We start from the raw sequence: 24,036 nt of genomic DNA, 5'->3' as shown, positions 1-24,036 counted from the left end.
CAGAACGGGCGATCCGTCACGTGCCGCTGATGTCGACCAGCCAGGTGATGCCGAACTTGTCGGTGCACATGCCGAAGACGTCGCCCCACGTCTGCTTCTCCAGCGGGACCGACACCACGCCTCCTTCGGAAAGCTTCTCCCAGTAGCCGCGCAGCTCGGCGTCGTCGTCTCCGCTGAGGCTCACCGAGATGTTGTTGCCCGGCTTGTATTCCATGCCGGGCGGGAGGTCGGCGACCATCAGCGCGAAGCCGCTGTCGGTCTCCAGCATGGCGTGCATGATCTTGTCGGTCTCCGGCGCGTCCTTCGAACCGAAGTCCCCGTAGGTGCTCATCGCCAGGTTGCCGCCGAAGACGCTCTTGTAGAACTCGATGGCTTGCCGGGCGTTGCCTTCGAAGTTGATGTACGGGTTGAGCCGTGAGGTCATTGGATTCTCCTCAGCTGTAAGGAACAGGGGCAGCTGACCGTATTCGGCGACCACGACAGTCGTGAGCGGCGAAGCGGGCTGGACCCCGCGTTGCCGTCCGACGAGTCGGGCCGGTGCGGTGGCATCCCCGTCCATCGCACCGGCCCGTTCGATGACCGGGCGCACCCCTCCCGCCCGCGCGTCCGGTCATCGCCGGTCGCCACCACCTGGGCCGGACCACCCTGCGGTAGCTCGGCATCCATCCTCGCCAGCCCGGTGGAGTTCGCGCACCTCCGAAGCCACCGGATCAGCAGTCCGGGTGGCACCGGGCTAGACCTCGCCGCCCAGCAGCAGTCTGGAAACCCGATTGTCCAGTTCGGACTGGACGGTGTCGGCGCAACGGTCGCCGCCGGACCGGGTGGGGTTACCCCAGGAAGACGTTGGTGCGTTGGGAGAGCAGCCGGTAGAGGGTCTGCTGGATGATCTCGCGGACCTGGTCGCTGAGCCCGAACACCAGCATCGGGTCGTCCGCGGCGCCCTCCGGGTAGGTCGAGGTCTCGATCGGCTCCCCGAACTCGATGTACCACTTCGACGGCAACGGCACCGCACCCAACGGCCCGAGGTGCGGGAAGAACGGCGTGACCGGGAAGTACGGGATCCCGAGCAACCGCGCCAGCGGCTTGATGTCGGCCAGCTTCGGGTAGATCTCCTCGGCGCCCACGATGGCGCAGGGCACGATCGGCGCCCCGGTGCGCAACGCCGCCGAAACGAACCCGCCGCGCCCGAAGCGCTGCAGCTTGTACCGGTCCTTGAACGGTTTGCCGATGCCCTTGAAGCCTTCCGGCCACACCCCGACCAGCTCGTCGTTGGTCAGCAGCCGTTCCGCGTCCGGGTTGCAGGCCAGCGTGTGCCCGGCCTTGCGCGCCAGCGCGCCGAGCATCGGCATCTCGAACACCAGATCGGCGCCGAGCATCCGCAGGTGCCGGTGCGCCGGGTGGTGGTCGTGCAACGCCACCGTGGTCATCAGCGCATCCCACGGCAGCGTGCCGGAGTGGTTGGCGACCACGAGCGCACCGCGTTCGCCGGGCACGTGGTGACCGCCGATCACCTCGACCCGGAACCACTTCTCGTAGAACGGCCGCAGCATGCGGAGGAAGACCTCGTCGGTCAGCTCCTCGTCGAAACCGAACTCGTCGACCTTGTAGTCACCGAGCAACCGCCGCCGGGCGAAGGCCAGCACGTCCATGACGGTGTCCTGCCAGACCGGTTCGTCCGGTAGCGGCGGCGCCGCCGTGCCCGGGCGCTCCCGGTCCGCCGCGCGCAGCGGGATCACCTGCGCATCCGCCATCACGCCTCCGCATCTTGTGGGACACCCACACCCGGTCGGCTTACACGAGCGCAGAACACCAGATTGTCGCTCATGACGCCTCCGCATCTTGTGGGACACCCACACCCGGTCGGCTTACACGAGCGCAGAACACCAGATCGTCGCTCATGACGCCTCCGTCATCGCAGTTTCGCCAGCAGGTCCCCGGCGCTGCGTTCCAACGCCAGCACGTTCTCCGGGTCGACCACCGGTTTCAGCCCCCGGCCGCGCACGAAGTCGTCGAAGGCCTGCTGGGTGGTCCAACGCGGGGTGAACCCGAACTCCTCGCGGAGCTTGGTGGTGTCCAGCACCCGGCCGAAGTTGAGGTACCGCAGCTGCTCCGGCGAGAAGTCCACCAGCCGCGCGCTGCGGAAGAACTGGGTCAGCGGCGACACCGCCATGCTCGGCAGCGGCATCGCGATCCGACCGGCCCGCCGGATGGCCTGCGAGAGCATCAGCACTCCGTCACCAGCGACGTTGAACACACCGGGCTTGTCCGCCAGCGTCGCCCGCTCCAGCACCGCCAACGCGTCCTCGGAGTGCAGCAGTTGCAGCCGCGCGTCGAAGCCCAGCACGGTCGGCACCACGGGCAGCGCGAAGTAGCGGGTGAGCATGGCGTCGATGCGCGGGCCGATCAGGTTGCTGAACCGCAGCGTGGTGATGTCCACCTCGGGCCGTCGCCGACCGAAGCCGCGCACGTAGCCCTCGATCTCCACCGCGTCCTTGGCGTAGCCGGACGACGGCAGGTCCTTCGGCTCGATGTCCTCGGTGAACACCGCCGGGTCCCGCGAACTCGACCCGTAGACCGCGCAGGTCGAGCGGACCACCACCTTGCGCACCAGCGGCGACTGCTGGCAGGCGGCCAGCAGCTGCATGGTGCCGATGACGTTCATCTCCTTCATCGTGACCCGACCACCGGGCCCGGAATGGGAGTTGACCGCCGCGTGCACCACCGTGTCGACCTTGGCGTTCGCGATCACCTTGGTGATCAGCGGGTTGCGGATGTCGGCGCGGACGAACTCGGTGCGGCCCATCCGGCGCAGCAGATCGCGACCGGGTTGCACCGTGTCCACCCCGAGGATCCGCTCCACCAGCGGGTTGGCCGCCAGTCGCGCGGCGAGGTGCCCGCCGAGGAAGCGGCTGACCCCCGTCACCAGCACGACCTTCGGCCCCATGTGTCTCCCTGCGCTCTTCGGCACGGTCGCCGACTGAAATGCTACCGCCGAATGGCCCGATCACCGGCGTACGACGGGGTTACCGGACCGGGTCGGTTGGATGTCCGAGGCTCGATGCGCGCGGCGGCGCGGTACGAGTCCGCACCGCCCGCCAAAAACAACCGCCGCCGACCCAACTCGGTCGGCGGCGGCGGTGGGTCACTTGCCCAACTTGCGACGCTGAACGCGGGTCTTGCGGAGCAACTTGCGGTGCTTCTTCTTGGACATGCGCTTGCGGCGCTTCTTGATGACCGAGCCCATGCGGACTCCTTCACTCTGGACGGCGGTTCGAACGTCTTCCGTGCCGGTGCAGCCGCTTGTGCGCGCGCACCTGGCACGACCGACCCAAAACTTTACCTGCCCAGGTGTCGGGGCCTTTCGCCGTGGTCCTCGAAACGCCGGTTCGCCGCGACCAGGCACCTCCGAGCAGCCCGCGGCGCACCGCGCCGCGACCCGGTCGAGGTGCCCAGCCAGCTGGTTCTGGCGCCCGTCTTCGGCGGCGGCACCAGCCGCTGCGCCCGCGGGTTCTCAGGCGCCGTCTCGGGGGGCGGGACCCCAGCCGGGATCCCGGACCGAGACGGCGTCCGAGGTTGCGCCACTGGCGCGCGCGGGCGAGTGCGACGACCGGCCCGCGAGCGGGTCAGCCCGCGTTGTAGTAGGCGCTCTCCAGGTATGCGTGGACGTCCTTCTCCGCCACTCGAAACGATCGCCCCACGCGTGCCGCAGGGAGCTCACCAGCGTGGACGAGCCGGTAGACCGTCATCTTCGACACCCGCATCAGCTTGGCGACCTCGGCGACGGTGAGAAACCGCACCTGGCCCATTGTCGGCGGTGCCTGTTGGCTGGGTTCGGAGTTCGCAGACATGCTTCACCGTGCCCTTCGGCACGTGTCGCGCCGTCGGCTTCCCCTCCGACGGAAACCTCACGCACGTGCTCTATCGAGAGTAGCGGGACAGCTGGGATACCTGCGATGGCCGAACGGCCCGGCTGTTCCGCCTCTCCGCGATTCTCAGTGGTGGTGACGTCTGGCACGAATCTCGCGTTTCGGGGTTTCTGGTGGCTGGCTTGCGTCACGGTCCCCTGAGGTGTGGTTGCGGAGGACTTGGGACTGATAGGGACTGCACGGCCATGAGGGGCGGTTGGGGAGGACTTGGGGTTGACAGCGGGCTGCTTATTCGGGCTCTTCGTTCTCGTGGGCTTGGCCCAGCTCCACCGACCGGTCGCGGGCCGCTTCGATCGCGTCGATGAGCGCCGCTCGCACGCCGTGCTTCTCCAGCTCGCGGATACCGGCGATGGTGGTGCCCGCCGGGGAGGTGACCGCCTCGCGCAGCATCACCGGGTGACCGCCGCCCTCGCGGAGCATGGCCGCCGCGCCGACCGCGGACTGCACGATCAGGTCGGCGGCGGTGGCACGCGGGATGCCCAGCAGGATGCCCGCGTCGATCATGGCTTCGACCAGGTAGAAGAAGTACGCCGGGCCGGAACCGGACAGCGCGGTGACCGCGTCCTGCTGGCTCTCCGGAACCCGCACCACCTTGCCGACGCTGCCCAGCAGCTCTTCCACGAGCTCCAGGTGCGCGTCCGCGGCGTGCGCACCACCGGAGACCGCGCTCATCGCCTCGCCGACCAGCATCGGGGTGTTCGGCATGACCCGGACCACCGCGGTGCCCGCGGGCAGGCGGCGCTCGAACAGCTTCGTCGGCAGGCCCGCGCACAGCGACACCACGAGCTTGCCGGTCGGCAGGTCGGACGCCATCTCGGTCAGCAGCGGATCGATGTCCTGGGGCTTGACGGCGACGACGATGACGTCCGCGCGCCGCACCGCGTCGCCGACGCCGACGTGGGTGATGCCGTAGGTCTTGGTCAGCTCGGCGGCACGCGTCGCAAACCGCTCGGTGAACAGCAGATCCGCCGGGGCACGTCCTGCCTTCAGCAGCCCCGACAGCAGGGCTTCTCCGATCTTTCCAGCTCCGAGTACGGCGATCGTCGTCATATCGCTCAGGGTGCCAGACCACGCCGCGCACTCGGTGCGAGCGTCAAGTGCGCGGCGAGATCTCCACGAGGTTGATCTCAGCCGCTACTGTGGCTGCCATCACAGCATCCGCCACGGCCGAGCGATCTTTGACCAGACCAAAGGAGCTCTGATCATGTTCAGCACCATGCAGGACGGCCCCCTCTCCATCGCGCGGATCCTCCAGCAGGGCAGCGGTCCGCACGGCGCCTCCGCGGAGGTCGTGACCTGGACCGGTGAGGGGGCGCGGCGCCGCAGCTACGCGGCGGTCGGCCGCCGAACCGCTCAGCTGGCGCACGCGCTGCGCGGCCTGGGCATCACCGGCGACCAGCGGGTCGGCACCTTCATGTGGAACAACGCCGAGCACCTAGAGGCCTACTTCGCGGTGCCGTCGATGGGCGCCGTGCTGCACACCCTGAACATCCGGCTGTTCCCCGACCAGCTCGTCTACGTCGCCAACCACGCCGAGGACCAGGTGGTGCTGGTCGACTCGACGCTGCTGCCGCTGTTCCAGAAGCTGCTGCCGGAGCTGTCGACGGTGCGGCACGTGATCGTGGTGGGCGCCGACAAGAGCGCGCTGGAAGCACCCGCCGGGGTCGAGGTGCACGGGTACGAGGAGCTGCTGGCCGGGCAGCCGGAAGAGTTCGACTGGCCCGAAATCGACGAACGTTCGGCCGCGGCCATGTGCTACACCTCCGGCACCACCGCCAACCCGAAGGGCGTCGTCTACTCGCACCGCTCGGTCTACCTGCACTCGATGCAGGTGTGCATGACCGACGGGATGGCCCTGTCGCAGTCGGATCGTTCGCTGGTCGTGGTGCCGATGTTCCACGCGATGTCGTGGGGCCTGCCGTACGCGGCGCTCGTGGTCGGCGCGTCGCTGATCATGCCGGACCGGTTCCTGCAGCCGGAGCCGCTGGTGCGGATGATCGGCGCGGAGCGCGCGACGATGGCCGCGGCGGTGCCGACGATCTGGCAGGGCGTGCTCCAGCAGCTGGACGGCGACTCCGGCGATGTGTCGTCGCTGCGGGAGGTCGTGGTCGGTGGAGCGGCGTGTCCGCCATCGCTGATGAAGGCCTTCGAGGAACAGCACGGCATCTCGGTGCTGCACGCCTGGGGCATGACCGAGACCTCGCCGCTGGGCAGCGTGGCCCGGGCGCCTGTTGACGTCACCGACGAGCAGCGCTGGACCTACCGGGCCAGCCAGGGGAGGCTGCCCGCCGGGGTGCAGGGCCGGTTGGTCGGCGAGGGTGGCGTGGTGCTGCCGTGGGACGGCGCGAGCGTCGGTGAGCTGGAGGTTCGCGGGCCGTGGGTCGCCGGTGCGTACTACGGCGACGACGATCCGGAGAAGTTCCGCGACGGCTGGCTGCGCACCGGCGACGTCGGGTACATCACGCCGGACGGCTTCGTGCAGCTGACCGACCGGGCCAAGGACGTGATCAAGTCCGGCGGCGAGTGGATCTCGTCGGTGGACTTGGAGAACAAGGTGATGGGTCACCCGGCGGTGGCCGAGGCGATGGTCATCGGAGTGCCGGACGAGAAGTGGTCGGAGCGGCCGCTGGTGGCCGTGGTGCTCCGCGACGGCCAGCAGGTGGAGGCGGCCGAGCTGCGCGAATTCATCGCGGGCGACGTCGCGAAGTGGCAGCTGCCCGAGTACTGGGCGTTCATCCCCGAAGCACCCAAGACCAGCGTCGGCAAGTTCGACAAGAAGCGCCTGCGCCAACAACACGCCGAAGGCGGCCTCAACATCACCCACCTCCGATAACAAGGCGCGCGGATCGGAGCTCGGCAGTACGTGCTCGTGAGTGGGAATCCCGGTTCGTACCGGAACAACCACTCACGAGCCACGGACACCACCCGAGCCGTGACCGCTTCGCTGGAACCGCCGGAGCGGGGCAGGTGCGGTGTCAGGGGGCGATGGCCAGTTGGCGGGCTTGGCAGACCAGGCGGCCGACCGAGTCGATCACCAAGACGTCCTCGTCGAACCACTGCCCGTGCAGCGCGCGGCAGTTCACCACCAAGCGCAGCCAGCCGTTCGCCGGATGCGCCCGCACCAGCGCGGTGAGCTGCACCGTCGGCACCCAGCCGAACCGGCCGAGGTTGAGCGTCACCGGCAGCGTCAGATCCCCGGCGACCAGCGCGAACAGCAGGTCCGGCTGGGCTTCCCTGGGCTTGACCCACAACCGCAGCCGCGGTTCGCCGACACCGCCGGTGAGGAACTCCGAGGTGTTGGCGTCCAGCCGCATGTCGCAGACCCGCGAGAGCCCGAAGTACTTCCGGGCCTCGGTGGCGGCGAGGTCGATCGCGTTCGACGGCGGATTCACCGGCATGTCAGGCAGATCCGACCACTCGGGTTCCGCCCCGGGCACCTTGCCGAGCGTGATCGTGGCATCCACGCAGGTCTGCCCGCTCTGCTCCAACACCGCGCGGGCCGCCGTCACCGTCTTGCCCGCCTTGAGCAGTTCGGTCCGGATCAGCACCGGTCCGACCCGCGGCGGGCGGAGGAACTGCGCGCTGACCGACAGCGGCGCGAGCCCGGTGACGTCGCCGAGGGCCCGGGACAGCAGCGCCAGCAGGTAACCACCGTGCGGGCGTTCACCGACGGCCCATTCGGGATGGAGGTTGGCGACGAAGCTGCCGTCGCCGAGCGAGCGCACCGTAGTGGCCGCCGCGAAGGGATCCAGGACCTCGGTCACTCGGGGTCCAGCGGGCCGAAGCATTCGGCGGCCAATGCGCGCAACGGGTTCATGGTCGCTGATTCTAGTGTCCTTCAGAGAAGTTGATCACTAGGCCACCGGTTTGCCGCCTTGATCCCCGGGAAGATCGCCTCGCGGAAACCTCAGCGCCACAAGCCAACAGGCGCCCGCGGTTCGCCGAACCGGCCCAACCGTGGCGGCGACCCCGCCAGCTCCGCCGGACCAGCCGCGTCAGGTCGCGCGCAGCGGCTCCAGGTGCAGCCGGGCGAACAGCAGGGCTTCGGCCAGCAAACCCGCGCGCTGCTGGGGGCCGCGCGCCTTGCGGGTGTTGACCTCCAGCACGACCGCGCCCTGGTACCCGTCGGCGGCCAGCGCCTCGCACACCTCCGCGCAGGGCTGGGTGCCCTGCCCCGGCACCAGGTGCTCGTCCCGCGGCGCTCCTGTCCCGTCCGCCAGGTGCACGTGGGCCAGGCCGTCCTTCATCCGCTTCAGCAGCTCGATGGCGTCCATGTGCGCGGCTGCGGCGTGCGACAGGTCGAGGGTGTAGTTGCGGAAGCCGACCTCGGTCGGATCCGGCGACGGTTTGAACGCCGACAGCCCGCTGGTCTTGCCGCCGCGCAACCGGTTCAGCGTGCTCGGCGGGCGCAGCGGGAACATGTTCTCCACCGCGACCGCGATCCCGCTGGTCTCCTCCAGCTCCGCCACCAGCTCGCCGAACCGCTCGGCGTAGCGGCGCTGCCAGCGAAACGGCGGATGCACCACCACGGTCGACGCGCCCAACTCGCTGGCGACCACCACGGCGCGCCGCAACCGCTCCTCCGGTTCCGGCGACCACACCCGCTGCGTGATCAGCAGGCAGGGCGCGTGGACCGCCAGGATCGGCACGCTGTGCTGCTCGGACAGCCGGTGCAGCGCGCCGACGTCCTGGCTGACCGCGTCCGCCCAGACCATCACCTCGACGCCGTCGAAGCCGAGGTCGGCGGCCATCTCGAAGGCCGTCGGCGCCGGTTGCGGCCACACCGATGCGGTGGACAGCCCGACCGGGACACGTCCGGTGGGGTCCTCGCGCGGTGGCGGTTGCACTGTCATGTCCTGCCAAGCATGACCGACGATCGGTGGGTGTTGTTGCGGAGTCCAACTAGTGGTTGATCAACACCAGCGCCGCTGGGGACACCGTGCAGAACAAGCCGACCAACACCGAAAGCAGGATCGTCTGCAGATCGTTGGTGCGCAAGAACTTCCACGCGATGAGCACCAGACAACCGGTGATCACCAGCGCGGCGACGAGGGCGGCCACCGCGTAGTTGATCCACAACCACTGGAACCCGATCCAGAGCGCACCACCGCCGACCAGGCCGACGACGCCCTGCACCACGAGCCTGCCCCACTCCTTGCCGGTGGAGGCGGGCTCGTCCTCCTCGTCCTCCTCGGGTTGGTAGTCCTCGGCGTCCAACCCGGCGGGCAGCTCGGGGTCGTAGTCGTCCTCGGCGTACTCCACCTCGGGCTCGTCGAAGGACTCGAAGTCGTACGGGTCGTCGGGTTCGACCTCGTCATCGGCCTCCAGCGCTGACGGGTACGCCAGCATCGCGGTGCCTGCCGGGCCGGGCTCCGACGAGGCTGGCACGCGCGGCAGCTGCTCGGTGACCCCCTCCGGCGGGGTGCGCTTCGGTGGGGCTGGTGGGGCTGGTGGGAGCGGCGGTGCTGGCGGCAGGTCCTGCTGCGGCGCCGGGCGGCGCAGCGCGGGCTGCTGGATCGTCGCCTCGACATCGCCTTGCGGTCCGGCCGGTGGGCCCACCGGCTTGTCCTGCCCCGCGCTGGAGAAACGCTGCGCCCAGTAGCTCGCGCTACCGACCGCTGGCGCGGCGGACTCGGCGGGTGGTTCCGGCGCCGCTGGTTCCGGCGCGGGCGGCGCCGGTGCCATCGCGGCCTGCGGCGCAGGCGGCGGCGCGGCTGGCGGTTGGGGAGCAACCGGGGCCTGCGGCGCTGGGGGCTGCGGCGTTGGGGGCTGCGGAGCCGGGCGGTGGCTGCGGCGCTGCGGTGGCTCGGTGTCGGGCTGCACGGCGCGCATCTGACCGCTGTCCGACAGCACCCGGTCGATGATCGCCTGCGGTGCGGTCTCGGTGGGATCCTCGGCTCGTCTGCGCCGTCGCCGGGAACCCTTCTGGGTGTTGCCGCCACCGTATTCGGCGAGCAACTCCGCCACGGTGCGCTGGGTGGGCTGATCGGCCCCGCTTTCCCGACTCATCGCTCCCACCGTGCCCCGTGCTGGGTCTGCCGTCCAGTTCCTTCTGCGGGCCCCGTCTCCGCGCGGTCCAGCGTGGCCCGAGCCTGAATGGCAGTGTGACTGTCTCCATTCGTGTGGTCCAGCCGCCGTAGGATGACACCTTCACGCAGCGCCCACGGGCAGATGTCGAGCTCCTCCAGTTCCAGCGCGTGCATGGTCGCCTCGGCCACCAGCGCCCCGCCCACCAGCTGGTGCGCTCGGGCGCTGCTCACCCCGTCGAGGGTGGCCAGGTCGGCGGACGACATCCGGGTGATGAACGCCAGCAACTGCCGCAGACCGGTCTCGGTGAGGGTGCGCGCCACCCGCGGTCCCGCCGACGACGGTGCCGCGCCGGTCAGCCGGGCCAGCGACCGGAACGTCTTCGAGCTGGCCACCGCCCGGTCGGGCCTGGACATCTTGCGGAAGCGCTTGGCGGTGGGCGCCAGCTGACCCTGCAGCCATTCGCGCAGCTTCTTCACCTCGTCCTGGCGCGGCGGGTCGTGCAGCATCGTGCGGGCCAGTCGCCCCGCGCCCAGCGGCAGCGACACCGCCAGGTCGGGCTGCTCGTCGATGCCCACCGCGAGCTCCAGCGAACCGCCGCCGATGTCGAGCATCAGCAGGTTGCCCGCCGACCAGCCGTACCAGCGGCGGGCCGCGAGGAAGGTGAACCGGGCCTCGTCCGCGCCGGGCAACACCTCCAGTTCGATGCCGGTCTCGGCGAGCACCCGGTCCAACACCTCGGCGGCGTTGTCCGCGTCGCGGATCGCCGACGTGGCGAAGGCCATCAGCTCCTCGCAACCAGCCGCGACGGCCGATTCCTGCGCGTCGGCGACGGTGCGGATCAGCTCCGCGGCGTCCTCCTCGGCGAGTCGGCCACCGTGCGCGCCGATCCGCTCGGCCAGCCGCAGCACGGTCTTCTCCGATGTCATCGGGGTCGGATGGGCACCACGATGTGCGTCCACCAGCAGCAGGTGGACCGTGTTGGATCCGACGTCGAGCACCCCTAGGCGCATGTTCGACAAATTACCGGCTGCGCATGTCATCGGGGGCGAGGTGGGGCAGCAAACGGGCTACCCGACCGCCCCGCGCATGCCGCAGACCAGGCCCACTGCCGCAGCAGTGCTGCACGTCACGTTCGGATCATGCTTCGAACTTGTACCCGAGGCCACGGACCGTGATGAGGTAGCGCGGATCCGCCGGGTTGGGCTCGACCTTCGAACGCAGCCGCTTGACGTGCACGTCCAGCGTCTTGGTGTCGCCGACGTAGTCCGCGCCCCACACCCGGTCGATGAGCTGACCGCGGGTGAGCACCCGGCCGACGTTGCGCAGCAGGTACTCCAGCAGGTCGAACTCCTTCAGCGGCAGGTTGACGTCCGCGCCGTCAACGGTCACCACGTGCCGCTCGACGTCCATCCGCACCGGACCGGCGGCCAGCACCTGCGGTTGCAGTTCCTCGGCCTCGCCGCGGCGGCGCAGCACCGCGCGCACCCGCGCGATCAGCTCCCGCGCCGAGTACGGCTTGGTGACGTAGTCGTCCGCGCCGAGCTCCAGGCCCACCACCTTGTCGATCTCGCTGTCCCGGGCGGTCACCATGATCACCGGGACCGAGGAGCGTTGGCGCAGCTGCTTGCACACATCGGTGCCGCTCATGCCCGGCAGCATCAGGTCGAGCAGCACGATGTCCGCGCCGTTTCGGTCGAACTCGTCCAACGCCTCCGGACCGTTGGCGGCGACTGCCGCCGTGAAGCCCTCCTTGCGCAGCAGGAAGGCAAGCGGGTCGGCGAAGGACTCCTCGTCCTCCACGATCAGCACCCTGGTCACCGGACTCCTCCCGTTTCGACGGTTGTGACCCCGTCCGCACTCTCGGTAATGGACCGCGCGGGCTTAGCCGCCCGGTCCGGCTCTGCGGCCGGTTGGCCGTCGGTCGTACCGTGCCTGGGGACTCGAAGCGTGAAGGTGGAGCCGGTCCCGGTGCGGCTCCACAACTTGACCTCGCCACCGTGGTTGGCGGCGACGTGTTTGACGATGGCCAGCCCCAGCCCCGTACCACCGGTGGCCCGCGATCTCGCCGGATCCACCCGGAAGAATCGTTCGAACACCCGTTCGTGGTATTGGGACTCGATTCCGATGCCTCGGTCGGTGACCGCGATCTCCACGAAGTCTCCGGAGAGCCGACGGCTTATCGACACCGGGCTGCCCAGCGGCGAGTAGGACACCGCGTTGTCGATCAGGTTGGTCAGCGCGGTGACCAGGAGGGTTCGGTCGCCGTTCAGCAAGAAGCCGGTGGGCTCGTCGACGGCGATCTCGATCCCGGCCGACTCGGCGGCCAGCCGACACCGGCCGAGCGCCTCCTCCACGACCGCGTCGACGTCGACCGTGGTCAGCTCGGGCAGCCGCTCGGCGCCCTGCAAGCGGGACAACGCGATCAACTCGGAGACCAGCGTCCCCAGCCGGGTCGACTCGTGCAGGATCTTGGTGGAGAACCGCCGGACCTCTTCGGCGTCGTCGGCGGCGTCCAGCACGGCTTCGGCGAGCAGTGCGAGCGCCCCGACCGGGGTCTTGAGCTCGTGGCTGACGTTGGCGACGAAGTCGCGGCGGGTGGCTTCCAGCCGGACCGAGTCGGACTCGTCCGCGGCATCGACGACCGCGAAGCCGTCGCCGAGCGGGCGGACCTCGCCGAGCACCGCGGCCGGGCCGCGGCCGCGCAGGGGTGCGACGCGGTTGAGCGGGGTGAGGTCCACGGGCACCGGTTCGCCGGTGACCAGCGCCTGCTCCGCGGCTTTGCGGGCGCGCGCGTCGGCCTGGTGGTCGCGGATGAGGCCGAGTTCGTCGGCCCGTGGGTTGTGCAGCACCACATCGCCGAACTTGTTGAGCACCACCACGCCGTTGTAGCTGGTGTGCACCAGCCGCTGGAGCAGTTCGGCGACGGTGGGACCTTGGGGCCTGGCGCCGTTGCGGGATGCCCGGGCGATGACGAAGCCGCCGACCGCGCCTACCAGAAGCGCGGCGATGATCAGGGCGGTGTAGCCCAATGCGGTCACATCTGCATCGTAAGCAAGCCGGGGTGGGGAAAGGCCAGTCTACGAGGGCGTTCCGTGATACCCGTGACACGAAAAGGGGGCTTCTTCACCTTGGCTTCACCCAGCGCTGGGACCCAGTTCACGTACCGCCCGGTCGGCCGTCGCACTCCGTTCGCCACCTGGGCGACTCCCCGGCACCCGTAACCCACCTGAGTGACAGGTGAGGGGCACCCGTGACCAAGTAACTGGGTCACGGGTGCCCCTCACCCCGACCTTCACCTCGAAACGATCGGGTGTCAGCGACCTTGGTTGGCGACCGCTGCGGCGGCGGTGGCGGCGGCCTCGGGGTCGAGGTAGGTGCCGCCGGGGTTGGTGGGCTTGAGGTCGTCGTCGAGGTCGTAGCACAGCGGGATCCCGGTGGGGATGTTCAGGCCCGCGATGTCGCTGTCGGAGATCCCGTCCAGGTGCTTGACCAGCGCGCGCAGCGAGTTGCCGTGCGCGGCGACCAGCACCGTGCGACCGGCCCGCAGGTCCGGCACGATCGCGGACTCCCAGTACGGCAGCAGCCGGGCCACCACGTCCTTCAGGCACTCGGTGCGCGGGATCTCGCCGCCGAGGTCGGCGTAGCGCGGGTCGGCGTCCTGGCTGAACTCGCTGCCGAGCTCGATCTCCGGTGGCGGGGTGTCGTACGAGCGGCGCCAGAGCATGAACTGCTCCTCGCCGTAGGCTTCGAGGGTCTGCTTCTTGTTCTTGCCCTGCAGCGCGCCGTAGTGGCGCTCGTTGAGCCGCCAGTCGCGCCGGACCGGGATCCAGTGCCGGTCCGCGACGTCGAGGGCGATGTTCGCGGTGGCGATCGCTCGCCGCAGCAGCGAGGTGTGCAGCACGTCCGGCAGCATCCCGGACTCGCGCAGCAGTTCACCGCCGCGCTTCGCCTCGACCTCGCCCTTGTCCGACAGCGGTACGTCCACCCATCCGGTGAACAGGTTCTCGGCGTTCCACGTGCTCTCACCGTGCCGCAGCAGCACCAGGGTCGCAGTCATAAAGCCCAGGCTATAGAGCCGTCCGCGTTTCCTCGCCCGGCAGGCCCCCGGGACCGCTATTCCGCCCCACCACTCGCGCAACGAGGTGTCGGTGCTGCTAAACCCGGCTATTCGAAAACAGACATAACGCCCGCGATTTGGGCGGAACCGCACATCGGAAAAGCGCCACCGGAAAGCGGAGTTCCGCATTGCGGAGAGGGCATCGGAAAGGCGTTCGCCCGGGCCGAATGCGCCTTCACGTCGTGCGCAGTGACCCGCGGATTTGGTTGTCGGCGTCACCCGACAGTTATGTGATCATCGCGATGCCGTGACACGAAAGTGGTGATGATCACTTCCGTTGATGAAACGAAGACAGTTTGATTCCAATGCGTTACTTTCCTCGCCAAACATCACACTAATGGAGTAATGTGGCGGGCTTGTGGCAGCTGCAGGACTCTGCGAAGTTGACAACGCTCTCCTTGATCGGCTCCCACGCACTCCCCGATCTCGGGAGAGCACGAGCGCGGTTCGGATCCCCCATCTGGCCGCGCCCCGCCGGGCCCAGGGTGCCCCCCGCCCACCGGCCCGTCAGGCGGGACCCCCACGCGGGGCGGCTTGAGCTCGTGACTCCCCCTCTCTCCCAAGCCGCCCCGCGCGGTCTCTCCTCGTCGTCCCACTCCAACCATGATCCCGGTGCAACCGGAAGATCGTCGGCCTCCGTCTTCGCCGTGTTCGCGAAGACGCAGCAGAGGAGAACGGCATGGGCAAGGGGCGATTACGTTGGCCGATCGCGGCGGTGGTCGCGATCGGTCTGATCGGGGGCTGTTCCTCGGGAGCCGAAAAGGCAGCGATCTCGATCGGCGACTCGCACGCCGCGACGCCGATGGCGCCGCAGGAGCGCAACAGCTCCACGACCGGCACGACTTCGAGCCCGACGGTCGGCCCGCGCGAGGTGATCCGCACGGCCGAGCTGGAAATCGAGGTCAACGAGGTCGAGCAGGCCGGTGCCGAGGTGCGGCGGCGCAGCGAGGCCGTCGGCGGATACCTCGAACAGGAGAACGCCCGCAGCGCGGGCACCACGATGACGGTGCGGGTCCCGGCCGCCAAGCTGGACCAGGTGCTGGGCGAGCTGTCCGGTCTGGGGCGGGTCACCTCGCGCAGCCAGCAGACCCAGGACGTCACCGACCAGCTCGTCGACACCCGGAGCCGGATCGACTCCCAGCGCGCCAGCGTGCAGCGGTTGCGGACGCTGATGGAACGCGCCGCGACCGTCGAGGAGATCGTGTCGATCGAAAGCGAGTTGACGTCGCGCGAAACCGAACTGGAGGCGCTGCAGCGGCGGGCCGCCGCGCTGACCGGTCAGGTCGAGCTGGCCACCGTCACGGTCCGCCTGGACCGCCCGGGCGCGGTCGCCGACGACGACACCGGCTTCTTGGCCGGGCTCTTCGGCGGCTGGCGGGCGCTTTCCACGGTCGGCGCCTTCCTGCTGACGGCCTTCGGGGCCGTCCTCCCGTTCGCCGTGGTGCTGGCCGTGCCGGGCACGGCGATCCGGCTGCTGCTGCGCCGCCGACGTGCATTGCGCAGCAGCCTGTAGCACGAGTGCCTTTCCGCAGGGTGTCCACGCACCGATGCGGGCAGAGCTGGGCGATTTCGCGCGAAATCGCCCACCGCGCCCGAGTCCTCGCGCGGCCCGAAAACCGCCATGGCGGCGAGGCGTGCTCAGTCGCTCAGCGGTCGGAGTGGGCCGTCCCGCTGCACGAGTTGCTGGAAGGGCTGGAGGTTGGTCAGCGGTTCGCCGCGCGACTCGCGCCAGCCCCACTCGCGCCGGATGGCGGTGGCGAACCCCAGCTCCAGCAGCGTGTTGAAGTCGCCGTCGGCGGCTTCCAGCACTTGGCCGAGCACCCGGTCGAGCTCATCGGCGGTCACCGCGTGCAGGCCGATCCGGCCGACCAGGTAGATGTCGCCGTTGCGATCGATCGTGTAGTGCACGCCGTAGAGCCGGGCGTTGCGGCGCAGCAGGAACCGGTACACCTGCTCGTGCGCCTCGTCCGGCTGCCGACACACGAAGGCCTCGACGACCAGGGCGTGTTCGGCGACGATGAGCCAGCAGTTGGTCTGCAGCTTCTTGCTTCCGGGCAGTGTGACGAAGAACCGCCCCTCGCCCTCGTCGACGTGCGCCAGCCCGGCTGCGTCCAGTGCGGACCTGATGACCTCGTCGAGGCTCACGCGGTTACCTCCTGGATGCGCAGTTGCGCGTGGAAGGCCATCTTCGCCTGCGCATAGGCGTCCAGCAGTGCCCCGGTGGTGCGTTCCCAAGAAAAGCGCGCGGCGTGCGTGGTGGTTCCCGAGGCCAGCCGAGCCCGCAACGCCCGGTCCAGCACGACCGATCCCAGCGCCTGCGCCCACTGCTCGGTGCCGTGGCCGTCCACCAGCAGCCCGGACACCCCGTCGCGGACCGCGACCGGCAGGCCGCCGACCGCGGCGGCCACCACCGGCGTGCCGCAGGCCTGGGCTTCGAGCGCGACCAGCCCGAAGGACTCGTTGTAGCTCGGTACCGCCACGACGTCCGCGGCGCGATAGACGCTGGCCAGCGAGGCACCGCTGCGCGGCGGGAGGAACCGCACCACATCGGTGATGCCCAGTCGCACGGCGAGCTCTTGCAGCGCCTGGGGACGTTCCAGTCCGCTGCCGGAAGGCCCGCCGACCACCAGCACCACCAACCGGTCGCGGATCTCCGGGCGCCGCGCGAGCAGCTCCGCGGTCGCCCGCAGCAGCACGTCCGGGGCCTTCAGCGGCTGGATCCGACCGACGAAGGCGAGCACGAGAGCGTCGGAGGGCAGATCGAGCGCGGCGCGGGCGGCGGCGCGCTCGCCGGGGGTGAAGCAGTCGAGATCAACACCGGGCGGGATCGTCGCGACCGCCGCCGGATCGGCGTCGTAGCGGTTGATCAGGTCGGCGGCCTCGAACTCGGTGTTGGCCACCAGCATGTCGGCCTCGGCGACCACCTGCTCCTCGCCGAGCACCCGCACCCGCGGCTCGGGGGAGTCACCTGCGGCGAGGTTGGCGTTCTTGACCTTGGCGAGGGTGTGGGCGGTGTGCACCAGCGGGACGCCCCAGCGTTCCCGCGCGAGCCAGCCGACCTGCCCGGACAACCAGTAGTGCGAATGCACGATGTCGTAGTAGCCGGGCTCGTGGCGGGCTTCGACCCGCAGGGCTCCGGCGGCGAAGGCGCACAGCTGCGAGGGCAGGTCGTTCTTGTCGAGCCCTTCGAAGGGTCCGGCGACCACGTTCCGGACCAGGACTCCTGGGGCGAGCTCGGCGATCGGCGGGATGTCCGAGGAGGTGGCCCTGGTGAAGATCTCGACCTCGGTGCCGTACTCGGCGAGCCGCTTGGCGGTCTGCGCGATGTAGACGTTCATGCCCCCGGCGTCGCCGGTGCCGGGCTGTTCCAACGGTGAGGTGTGCAACGAGAAGACGGCGGCGCGGCGCGGCCGCATGCGTAACGTTCTGGAGGTCATCTGCTGCCCATCGCAAGCCGGTCGGCCCGAGGTTTTCGGACGCACGTCAATCCCGACATCCAGCGGGGCGGAAACATTCCCGCCGCACTTCCTTAACACTGCTGTCGGGACCAACCCTCGACGCTACCGCCCCGGTGCTGCGCAGCCGCCCGATCCGGCCGCGCCAGGTGGCCCTACTCACACCTCGAACGGACCAGCCAGAACCTGCGGTCGTCGTCGGCCACGAGCCGGGGGCGTGGGCCGAAAAATCACGGGTGTACCGGGCATCCGACCGGCAGGATGCAACCATGAACGACCGGCTCGACGACGTCCCCGGCAGCCCGGCGGCGAACTGGATCAGCACGCCCATCACCGCGGACCTCCTGCGCGGTGCGCTCGACCTGGAGCACACCGAGCGCGGGGTGCTGCCGCACCGGCTGCCCGCGTGGGCCCGCGCGCAGTGCGCCGACGGGCAGTTGGCCATGGCGGAGGCCCAGCCGTCGGGCGTGCGGCTGGTCTTGCGCACCCGGGCCACCGCCATCGAGCTGGACGCACTGCCCACCAAGGTGACCTACCAGGGCGCCCCGCCCCGTCCGGACGGCGTGTACGACCTGCTCGTCGACGGCCGCCTGGCGGACCATGCGAGCGTGCCCGGCGGAAACGTCCGGACCGTGGACATGACCACCGGCTCCGCCGAGACCCGGCCCGGCCCGGTCGGCACCGTCCGCTTCGCCGACCTGCCCGACAGCGTCAAGGACGTCGAGATCTGGTTGCCGCACAACGAGATCACCCAGCTGGTCGCCCTGCGCACCGACGCCCTCGTCGAGCCCGTACCGGCTGGGCACCGAAAGGTGTGGCTGCACCACGGCAGTTCGATCAGCCATGGCTCCAACGCCGAGACTCCGACCACCACTTGGCCCGCACTGGCCGCCGCCCGAGGTGGGGCGGAGCTGATCAACCTCGGGCTGAGCGGCAGTGCCCTGCTCGATCCGTTCACCGCCCGCGTCGTGCGCGACACTCCCGCAGACCTGATCAGCATCAAGATCGGTATCAACCTGGTCAACGCCGATCTGATGCGGCTGCGCGCCTTCACCCCGGCGGTGCACGGCTTCCTCGACACGATCCGCGAGGGGCACCCCACGATCCCGCTGCTGGTCGTCGCACCCATCCATTGCCCCATCCACGAGGACACCCCGGGCCCCGGTGCTTTTGACCTCAGCGCTCTTCGAGCCGGGAAGGTGCGGTTCCGGGCTACCGGCGACCCCGCCGAGCGCGCCGCCGGGAAGCTGACGCTGGGCGTCATCCGGGACGAGCTCGCCCGCATCGTGAAGCAGCGAGCGGTCGACGACCCGAACCTGCACTACCTCGACGGCCGCGACCTCTACGGCGAAGCGGACTTCGCCGAACTGCCGCTACCCGACCAGCTCCACCCGGACGCCGCCACGCACCGCCGCATCGGCGAACGCTTCGCCGCCCTGGCCTTCGGGCCCGGTGGCCCGTTCGCCGCCGAGGGCGCCTGAGACCCCCATCCGCTCGGCTGCCCGGTTTCGAACCGGGCAGCCGGACAGGTGATCAGACCGCGGACTTCTGGGCCCACTGGTCCCAGCTGAGCAGCCAGTCGTAGACGTCGTACTGCGGCGGCATGCTGCTGGCCGAACCGGTCACCTCGACCGGGTCGCCGATCAGCGCGCTGTCGTAGTACGCCTTCGCGTCCGCCGCGCTGAGGTTGATGCAGCCGTGCGAGTTGTTGACCTTGCCGAGGGCCGCGACGTTCTCCTGGTTCTCGTGGATGAACTCGCCGTGGTTGGAGAACCGGGCCGCCCAGGTCTTGCGCACGTCGTGGTAGCCGTACCTGGGGTTGTCCATGATCTCGACCGGGTTCTTCTCCATGACGATGTAGGTGCCGTTGGGGGTGTTGCGGCCGGGGTCGTACTCCTCGCCGTAGCTCGCCGCGTAGCTGGCCACCTGCACGCCGTCGCGGATCACGACCATCCGGTGGGTCCCCACCGCGCCCTTCACGATCTGCGACCGGCCGATGTCGAACTCGGTGCTCAGGTCGGCCAACCCGTAGGAGCCGTCGCCGTAGGACACGCCGTAGAGCGTCGCGTTGACGCTGACGTGGGTGCGCGCCGGCCAGTACTCCTTCGGCCGCCAGTCGACCTGCTGGTCCGACAGCCAAGCCCAGGCGCCCTCGACCGGAACCGAGGTCTGCACGTTCAGCGCCCGCTGGATGGCCGCCTTGTCCTTGACGGGCTTGTCGAACTTCACGCTGATCGGCATCGCGATGCCGACCTCGGCGTCGTCGGTCGGGTTGATCGTGGCGCGGATCGTGCGCTGCGGCTTCAGCGTGGTGAACTGCCCCTGGACCGGCACCTGCTTGCCGTCCTCGCCGGTGACCTGACCGGACCACGTGTAGCTCTTGCCGTAGCCCAGCGCCGCGGTGGTGTGCCAGCTCTTGCCGTCCGGTGACAGCTCCCCGGCGACCTGCTTGCCGTCGCTGTTGGTCAACGCGATCGTGTCGAACTTGCCGTGATCCACATCGGCTTTGATCGGGGCGGCGGGATTGACATCACCCGCACCGGCTCCGGGTTCGAAGGTCACCTTGGCGACCGGGGCGACGGGTTTCTGCGCTTCGGGTGCGGGCGAGCCGCAGCCCGAAATCAGCAGCACGGCCGCCAACGTTCCCGCCAGCGCAGCCCACAGCAGCCGAAGCTTCGAACCGCTCACTTTCTGACCTCGATCCCTTCTGAGAACTTACGGCGGAACAATCCCTTTTGCCTGGCCTTTTCGCCGGAAAATGGCCGGACGTCCGCCGAAATGCGACCCATGTTTAAGACGTGCGGGGGCCGGAAAAGATGTCTTGTAGCCCTAGTGTGTCCTGTCACATCGATCGGGCGGCGGGGAGGTCCCACTCGTTGGACGTGGTCGGATGGGCATCGGTGCAACTGACCATCTTCCGGGAGGAAAAGGACGTGAGCACAAGTTCCGCAGGCCGCTGGGCCGTGGTCACCGGGGCGAGTTCCGGCATCGGCGCGGCCACCGCGCGCCAACTCGCCGCCGCGGGTTTCCACGTGGTGCTGGGTGCCCGGCGGCTCGACCGGCTGACCGAACTCGCCGAGGAGATCGGCGGCACCGCGCTGCAGTTGGACATCACCGACCCGGATTCGGTCGCGGCGTTCGCCGCGCAGGTGCCGCAATGCCACGTGCTGATCAACAACGCCGGTGGCGCGAAGGGGCTGGCCAAGGTCGCCGATGCCGTGGAGGACGACTGGCGCTGGATGTGGGAGACCAACGTGCTCGGCACGATGCGGGTCACCAAGGCGCTGCTGCCCAAGCTGATCGCCTCCGGCGACGGGCACGTGGTGACGGTGACCTCGGTGGCCGCCTCCGAGGTCTACGACAACGGCGCTGGCTACACCTCGGCCAAGCACGCGCAGGGCGCGTTGCACCGCACGCTGCGCGGCGAGCACCTGGGCGAGCCGGTGCGGTTCACCGAGATCGCGCCGGGTGCGGTGGAGACCGAGTTCTCCGAGGTGCGCTTCGGCGGCGACAAGGACCGAGCGGCGGCGGTGTACCACGGCATCACGCCGCTGACCGGCGACGACGTTGCGGACATCATCACCTTCGTGGTGACCCGCCCGGCTCACGTCAACGTGGACTACGTCGTCGTCAAGCCCCGCGACCAGCACTCCGCCGGCCGGATGCACCGGACGCAGTGATCCCGGGCGGTCGGCCGGTCATACCCCGATCCGCTGGGACTCGGTGCACAGTTCCACGTCGAGTTCGGCCAGCACGTCGGCGATCGGGCTGGCGAAGCCGACCGCACCGCCTCGACTGCCCGCGACGTGCAGGCCGATGATCCGGCCACCCGGATCGAGCACGGCAGCCCCGGCGTCCCCCGGCCCGCAGAACCGCAGTTCCGCAGCGGCGACGCGGATCTGCTCCCGCAGCACCCGGACGCCGAGGGCTTCGCCGTGGTCGATCCGCACGGTGGCGTCGACCGAGACGACGACGCCGGGGGTCAGCCCGGTTCCGAAGCCGTTCTTGCGGACCAACTCACCCGGATAGGCCGTGGCGTGCCCGGTGACCGGCCCGATGCCGTCGACCGTGCACGAGGTCTCCAACCCCGGCGCGATCGTGACCGCGGCCGCGTCGACCCGCCCGGACAGCGCCGCCCGCACCAACTCGGCGTGCACCCGGCCGCCCTCCGGATCGAGCATCCGATCACCGACCGCCCACGCGTCGTCCAGGCAGCCCACGTCGAAGGTGGTCAGGCCCATCGGGACCACCGTCGGCGCGGTGCCGGTGACGACTGCCCCGAGCGTGCCGATCCGGCGGTATTCGCCCGCCTCGGCCACGGTGGGCGGTGCCAGGAAGACGGCCCGGCAGGGCGCGATCCCGCTGCCGCCGCGCACCACACCGGTGCGCTCGCCGCGCCGTTGCCTGGGCGTCATCGGTTCGTCCCGGGCGCAGTGGATGTGCTGCAGCACCGGCTGCTCCTCGATGACGTCGGTCGGGATGCCGAACACATCACCGGGGATGCAGGTGCCCGGCACCAGCTGCTCGCGCGGCTTCTTCCGGACTACCGAAACGACGATGACTTGCTGGCCGGTGCTCTGCCCGGCACGGTGTTTCGCACCGATGTCCACACCGGTCACGCCGGGCAGATCCAGTAGCTGGTCCTCCACTGCCCGCTTGATCGGGCGTATCACCGCCCGGTCCCTTAGCTCCCTGATGCTCAGCATGGTGGCCCCCTCCACCTACCCCATTTAACACTCAGGGTTACGCATCAGTCACGAAGAGTCACTCTTACGGCCGTTCGGCTCTTCGGCTGCTACAGCGAACAGTCCACCAACACCGGCTCCGGTGCCAGCGAAACGCCGAAGGCCACGCGTACTCCGTCCCGAACTTCACGCGCAAGAATTAGCAGGTCGCGGGTCGTGGCGGCGCCGCGGTTGGTCAGCGCGAGGGTGTGCTTGGTGGACAGCCGCACCCGCCCGCCAGGGCCGGGATGACCCTTGGCGAACCCGGCGCGTTCGATGAGCCACGCCGCGGACAGCTTGGTCCCGCCACCCTCCGCCGGGTACTGCGGCACCCGCTGGTCCGAGCCGACTTCGGCGGCGATGCGGGCCAGCACTTCGGGCAGGTCAGCGGGGTCGACGACCGGATTGGTGAAGAACGAGCCCGCGCTCCAGGTGTCGTGGTCGCCCGCGTCGAGCACCATTCCCTTGCCGCGGCGCAGCGCCAGCACCGCCTCGCGGGCGCTGGCCACGTCGACCCGCGTGCCCGGTTCCGCGTCCAGCGTGCGGGCGAGTTCGGCGTACTTGATCGGGGCGGACAGACCGCCGTCGCGCAGCAGGAACCGGGCCCGCAGCACCACCGCGTCGTCGCTGTGCTTGAGCACGCTGTTGCGGTAGGTCAGCCCCAGGTCACCGGCCGGGATCGTCCGCACCCGCCCGTTGCGGCGGTCCAGCAGATCGACCGAGACCAGCAGCTCGGACACCTCGACGCCGTAGGCACCGACGTTCTGCACCGGAGTGGCCCCGGTCAGGCCGGGGATACCGGACAGGCATTCCAACCCGCCCAGGCCTTGGCGGACCGTGTCGGCCACCAGTTCGTCCCAGTCCTCGCCCGCCTCCGCGGTGAGCTGGACAAGCCCGTCGCCGACGCTGTCGTAGCGGCGGCCCTTGGTGGCGATCCGCACGACGTGACCGGCGAAGCCCTGGTCCGCGACCACCACGTTCGAACCACCGCCGAGCACCAGCAGCCGGTGTCCACCGGCATCGGCGGCCCGCACCGCCGCCGTCAGCTCGTCGGGCTGGCGGGCGAGGACCAGACCGGTCGCCGGTCCGCCCAGCCGCAGTGTGGTGTAGCCAGCCAGCGGCAGGTCGCCGACAGCGGATTCGCTGGGCAACCCGTTTGCGGATGCGCCGGGCGACGAAGTGTCTTCGCGCACCTCTTCGGCACCGGACATGGATGGGTTCACGGTTGCCAAAGGTAACCTCCGCTGCATGGCACGCCGCATCGAGCACCGAAGCACCTCCGAGTGGCCCGCCGCCCGGGTGTACGAGGCGCTGATCGACATCGACTACCTCACCGACCGGCTGCAGGAGCTCGGCGGCTCGCACGCCGCGCTGGTGCAGCACGTGGCGACCGAGGATGGCGCGCGGTTCCAGATGCGCCACGGCGTGTCAGCCGACTCGCTGCCGTCGGTGGCCCGCACCGTGGTGGGCGGCGACCTGACGATCGACCGCAGCGAGTCGTGGCGGCGGGAGGAGGACGGTCACTACACCGGTGAGATCGCCGCCGAGATCGCCGGTGCGCCGTGCTCGATCACCGGCTCGATGTGGCTGCGCGACCTGGCCGAACCCGCCGGGTCCGCGATCAGCGAGTTCGTGGTGTCCGGCAGCGTGCGGGTGAACGTCCCGTTCCTGGGCGGCAAGCTGGAGGACCTGGTCGCCGACCGGGTGCAGAAGCTGCTCGCCGACGAGGAGCGCTTCACCACCGAGTGGCTGGCCCGCCGGGGATGATGCCGACGATCGGCGCA

General features: G+C 69.8%; 23 protein-coding genes. 5 read left to right on the top strand and 18 right to left on the bottom strand.

The genetic code is table 11. The features are described 5' to 3' along the window. Nucleotides 1–16: 16 nt before the first annotated feature. The 6 genes from ACTWQN_RS04745 to proC all read right to left on the bottom strand — a co-directional run bounded on the left by ACTWQN_RS04745 (nucleotide 17) and on the right by proC (nucleotide 4,976). On the bottom strand, nucleotides 17–424 hold the full coding sequence (locus ACTWQN_RS04745; RefSeq protein ID WP_443202088.1) for a VOC family protein: 408 nt from the start codon (nucleotides 422–424) through the stop codon (nucleotides 17–19). A gap of 403 nt (nucleotides 425–827) precedes the next feature. Next, nucleotides 828–1,751 carry a lysophospholipid acyltransferase family protein gene (locus tag ACTWQN_RS04740; RefSeq protein ID WP_443202087.1) on the bottom strand — a complete coding sequence of 308 codons (924 nt, stop codon included), beginning with the start codon at nucleotides 1,749–1,751 and terminating at the stop codon, nucleotides 828–830. A gap of 158 nt (nucleotides 1,752–1,909) precedes the next feature. Beyond that, on the bottom strand, nucleotides 1,910–2,944 hold the full coding sequence (locus ACTWQN_RS04735; RefSeq protein WP_443202086.1) for an NAD-dependent epimerase/dehydratase family protein: 1,035 nt from the start codon (nucleotides 2,942–2,944) through the stop codon (nucleotides 1,910–1,912). Between the two features lie 198 nt (nucleotides 2,945–3,142). Then, nucleotides 3,143–3,244 carry a 30S ribosomal protein bS22 gene (locus tag ACTWQN_RS04730; RefSeq protein WP_010241351.1) on the bottom strand — a complete coding sequence of 34 codons (102 nt, stop codon included), beginning with the start codon at nucleotides 3,242–3,244 and terminating at the stop codon, nucleotides 3,143–3,145. Between the two features lie 379 nt (nucleotides 3,245–3,623). Further along, nucleotides 3,624–3,848, bottom strand: a complete 225-nt coding sequence (locus ACTWQN_RS04725; RefSeq protein WP_242181092.1) for a helix-turn-helix domain-containing protein — start codon at nucleotides 3,846–3,848, stop codon at nucleotides 3,624–3,626. Between the two features lie 306 nt (nucleotides 3,849–4,154). Then, nucleotides 4,155–4,976: a pyrroline-5-carboxylate reductase gene (proC, locus tag ACTWQN_RS04720; RefSeq protein WP_443202085.1), complete on the bottom strand. Its 822-nt coding sequence runs from the start codon at nucleotides 4,974–4,976 to the stop codon at nucleotides 4,155–4,157. Between the two features lie 154 nt (nucleotides 4,977–5,130). On the opposite strand from proC, the gene ACTWQN_RS04715 reads away from it, so the two are divergent. Further along, entirely contained in the window at nucleotides 5,131–6,759 is a 1,629-nt protein-coding gene (locus tag ACTWQN_RS04715) for a long-chain fatty acid--CoA ligase (protein ID WP_443202084.1), read from the top strand. A 142-nt stretch (nucleotides 6,760–6,901) separates the two neighbouring features. Here ACTWQN_RS04715 and ACTWQN_RS04710 read toward each other — a convergent pair whose 3' ends face one another. The 7 genes from ACTWQN_RS04710 to ACTWQN_RS04680 form a co-directional block, all read right to left on the bottom strand. After that, on the bottom strand, nucleotides 6,902–7,690 hold the full coding sequence (locus ACTWQN_RS04710; RefSeq protein ID WP_443202083.1) for a thioesterase family protein: 789 nt from the start codon (nucleotides 7,688–7,690) through the stop codon (nucleotides 6,902–6,904). A 231-nt stretch (nucleotides 7,691–7,921) separates the two neighbouring features. Then, nucleotides 7,922–8,779: a sugar phosphate isomerase/epimerase family protein gene (locus ACTWQN_RS04705; protein ID WP_443202082.1), complete on the bottom strand. Its 858-nt coding sequence runs from the start codon at nucleotides 8,777–8,779 to the stop codon at nucleotides 7,922–7,924. Between the two features lie 49 nt (nucleotides 8,780–8,828). Continuing rightward, nucleotides 8,829–9,935: an Rv0497 family membrane protein gene (locus ACTWQN_RS04700; RefSeq protein WP_443202081.1), complete on the bottom strand. Its 1,107-nt coding sequence runs from the start codon at nucleotides 9,933–9,935 to the stop codon at nucleotides 8,829–8,831. After that, nucleotides 9,932–10,966, bottom strand: coding sequence for a Ppx/GppA family phosphatase (locus ACTWQN_RS04695; RefSeq protein WP_443202080.1), 1,035 nt, complete (start codon nucleotides 10,964–10,966; stop codon nucleotides 9,932–9,934). Before ACTWQN_RS04695 ends, ACTWQN_RS04700 begins: the two co-directional genes overlap by 4 nt. A 127-nt stretch (nucleotides 10,967–11,093) precedes the next feature. Then, nucleotides 11,094–11,774 (bottom strand): response regulator, encoded by a 681-nt coding sequence (locus tag ACTWQN_RS04690; RefSeq protein ID WP_443202079.1) that lies wholly within the window; start codon nucleotides 11,772–11,774, stop codon nucleotides 11,094–11,096. After that, nucleotides 11,771–12,994 carry a sensor histidine kinase gene (locus tag ACTWQN_RS04685; RefSeq protein ID WP_443202078.1) on the bottom strand — a complete coding sequence of 408 codons (1,224 nt, stop codon included), beginning with the start codon at nucleotides 12,992–12,994 and terminating at the stop codon, nucleotides 11,771–11,773. Before ACTWQN_RS04685 ends, ACTWQN_RS04690 begins: the two co-directional genes overlap by 4 nt. Nucleotides 12,995–13,269: 275 nt before the next feature. Next, nucleotides 13,270–14,013 carry a phosphoglyceromutase gene (locus tag ACTWQN_RS04680; RefSeq protein WP_443202077.1) on the bottom strand — a complete coding sequence of 248 codons (744 nt, stop codon included), beginning with the start codon at nucleotides 14,011–14,013 and terminating at the stop codon, nucleotides 13,270–13,272. Nucleotides 14,014–14,752: 739 nt separating this feature from the next. Here ACTWQN_RS04680 and ACTWQN_RS04675 point away from each other — a divergent pair. After that, nucleotides 14,753–15,586, top strand: coding sequence for a DUF4349 domain-containing protein (locus ACTWQN_RS04675; RefSeq protein ID WP_443202076.1), 834 nt, complete (start codon nucleotides 14,753–14,755; stop codon nucleotides 15,584–15,586). Nucleotides 15,587–15,711: 125 nt separating this feature from the next. Here ACTWQN_RS04675 and ACTWQN_RS04670 read toward each other — a convergent pair whose 3' ends face one another. Next, nucleotides 15,712–16,218 (bottom strand): type III secretion system chaperone family protein, encoded by a 507-nt coding sequence (locus ACTWQN_RS04670; protein WP_443202075.1) that lies wholly within the window; start codon nucleotides 16,216–16,218, stop codon nucleotides 15,712–15,714. After that, nucleotides 16,215–17,510, bottom strand: a complete 1,296-nt coding sequence (mshA, locus tag ACTWQN_RS04665; protein ID WP_443202074.1) for a D-inositol-3-phosphate glycosyltransferase — start codon at nucleotides 17,508–17,510, stop codon at nucleotides 16,215–16,217. Before mshA ends, ACTWQN_RS04670 begins: the two co-directional genes overlap by 4 nt. A 287-nt stretch (nucleotides 17,511–17,797) precedes the next feature. On the opposite strand from mshA, the gene ACTWQN_RS04660 reads away from it, so the two are divergent. Further along, nucleotides 17,798–19,009, top strand: coding sequence for a GDSL-type esterase/lipase family protein (locus tag ACTWQN_RS04660; RefSeq protein WP_443202073.1), 1,212 nt, complete (start codon nucleotides 17,798–17,800; stop codon nucleotides 19,007–19,009). Nucleotides 19,010–19,061: 52 nt separating this feature from the next. Here ACTWQN_RS04660 and ACTWQN_RS04655 read toward each other — a convergent pair whose 3' ends face one another. Continuing rightward, entirely contained in the window at nucleotides 19,062–20,216 is a 1,155-nt protein-coding gene (locus ACTWQN_RS04655) for a L,D-transpeptidase (protein WP_443202072.1), read from the bottom strand. Between the two features lie 245 nt (nucleotides 20,217–20,461). On the opposite strand from ACTWQN_RS04655, the gene ACTWQN_RS04650 reads away from it, so the two are divergent. Continuing rightward, entirely contained in the window at nucleotides 20,462–21,208 is a 747-nt protein-coding gene (locus ACTWQN_RS04650; RefSeq protein WP_443202071.1) for an SDR family NAD(P)-dependent oxidoreductase, read from the top strand. 18 nt (nucleotides 21,209–21,226) lie between these two features. Here ACTWQN_RS04650 and ACTWQN_RS04645 read toward each other — a convergent pair whose 3' ends face one another. Together ACTWQN_RS04645 and ACTWQN_RS04640 are read right to left on the bottom strand one after the other, a co-directional pair. Beyond that, entirely contained in the window at nucleotides 21,227–22,234 is a 1,008-nt protein-coding gene (locus tag ACTWQN_RS04645) for a chymotrypsin family serine protease (RefSeq protein WP_443202070.1), read from the bottom strand. A gap of 89 nt (nucleotides 22,235–22,323) precedes the next feature. Next, nucleotides 22,324–23,463, bottom strand: a complete 1,140-nt coding sequence (locus ACTWQN_RS04640; protein WP_443202490.1) for a UDP-N-acetylmuramate dehydrogenase — start codon at nucleotides 23,461–23,463, stop codon at nucleotides 22,324–22,326. Between the two features lie 37 nt (nucleotides 23,464–23,500). Here ACTWQN_RS04640 and ACTWQN_RS04635 point away from each other — a divergent pair, with 37 nt between their 5' ends. Beyond that, nucleotides 23,501–24,019 carry a DUF2505 domain-containing protein gene (locus ACTWQN_RS04635; RefSeq protein WP_443202069.1) on the top strand — a complete coding sequence of 173 codons (519 nt, stop codon included), beginning with the start codon at nucleotides 23,501–23,503 and terminating at the stop codon, nucleotides 24,017–24,019. The last annotated feature ends 17 nt before the right edge of the window (nucleotides 24,020–24,036 follow it).

The sequence above is a fragment of the Saccharopolyspora antiqui genome (assembly GCF_052246905.1).
Taxonomy (GTDB): domain Bacteria; phylum Actinomycetota; class Actinomycetes; order Mycobacteriales; family Pseudonocardiaceae; genus Saccharopolyspora.
This window is presented reverse-complemented; position numbering and strand designations above follow the sequence as displayed.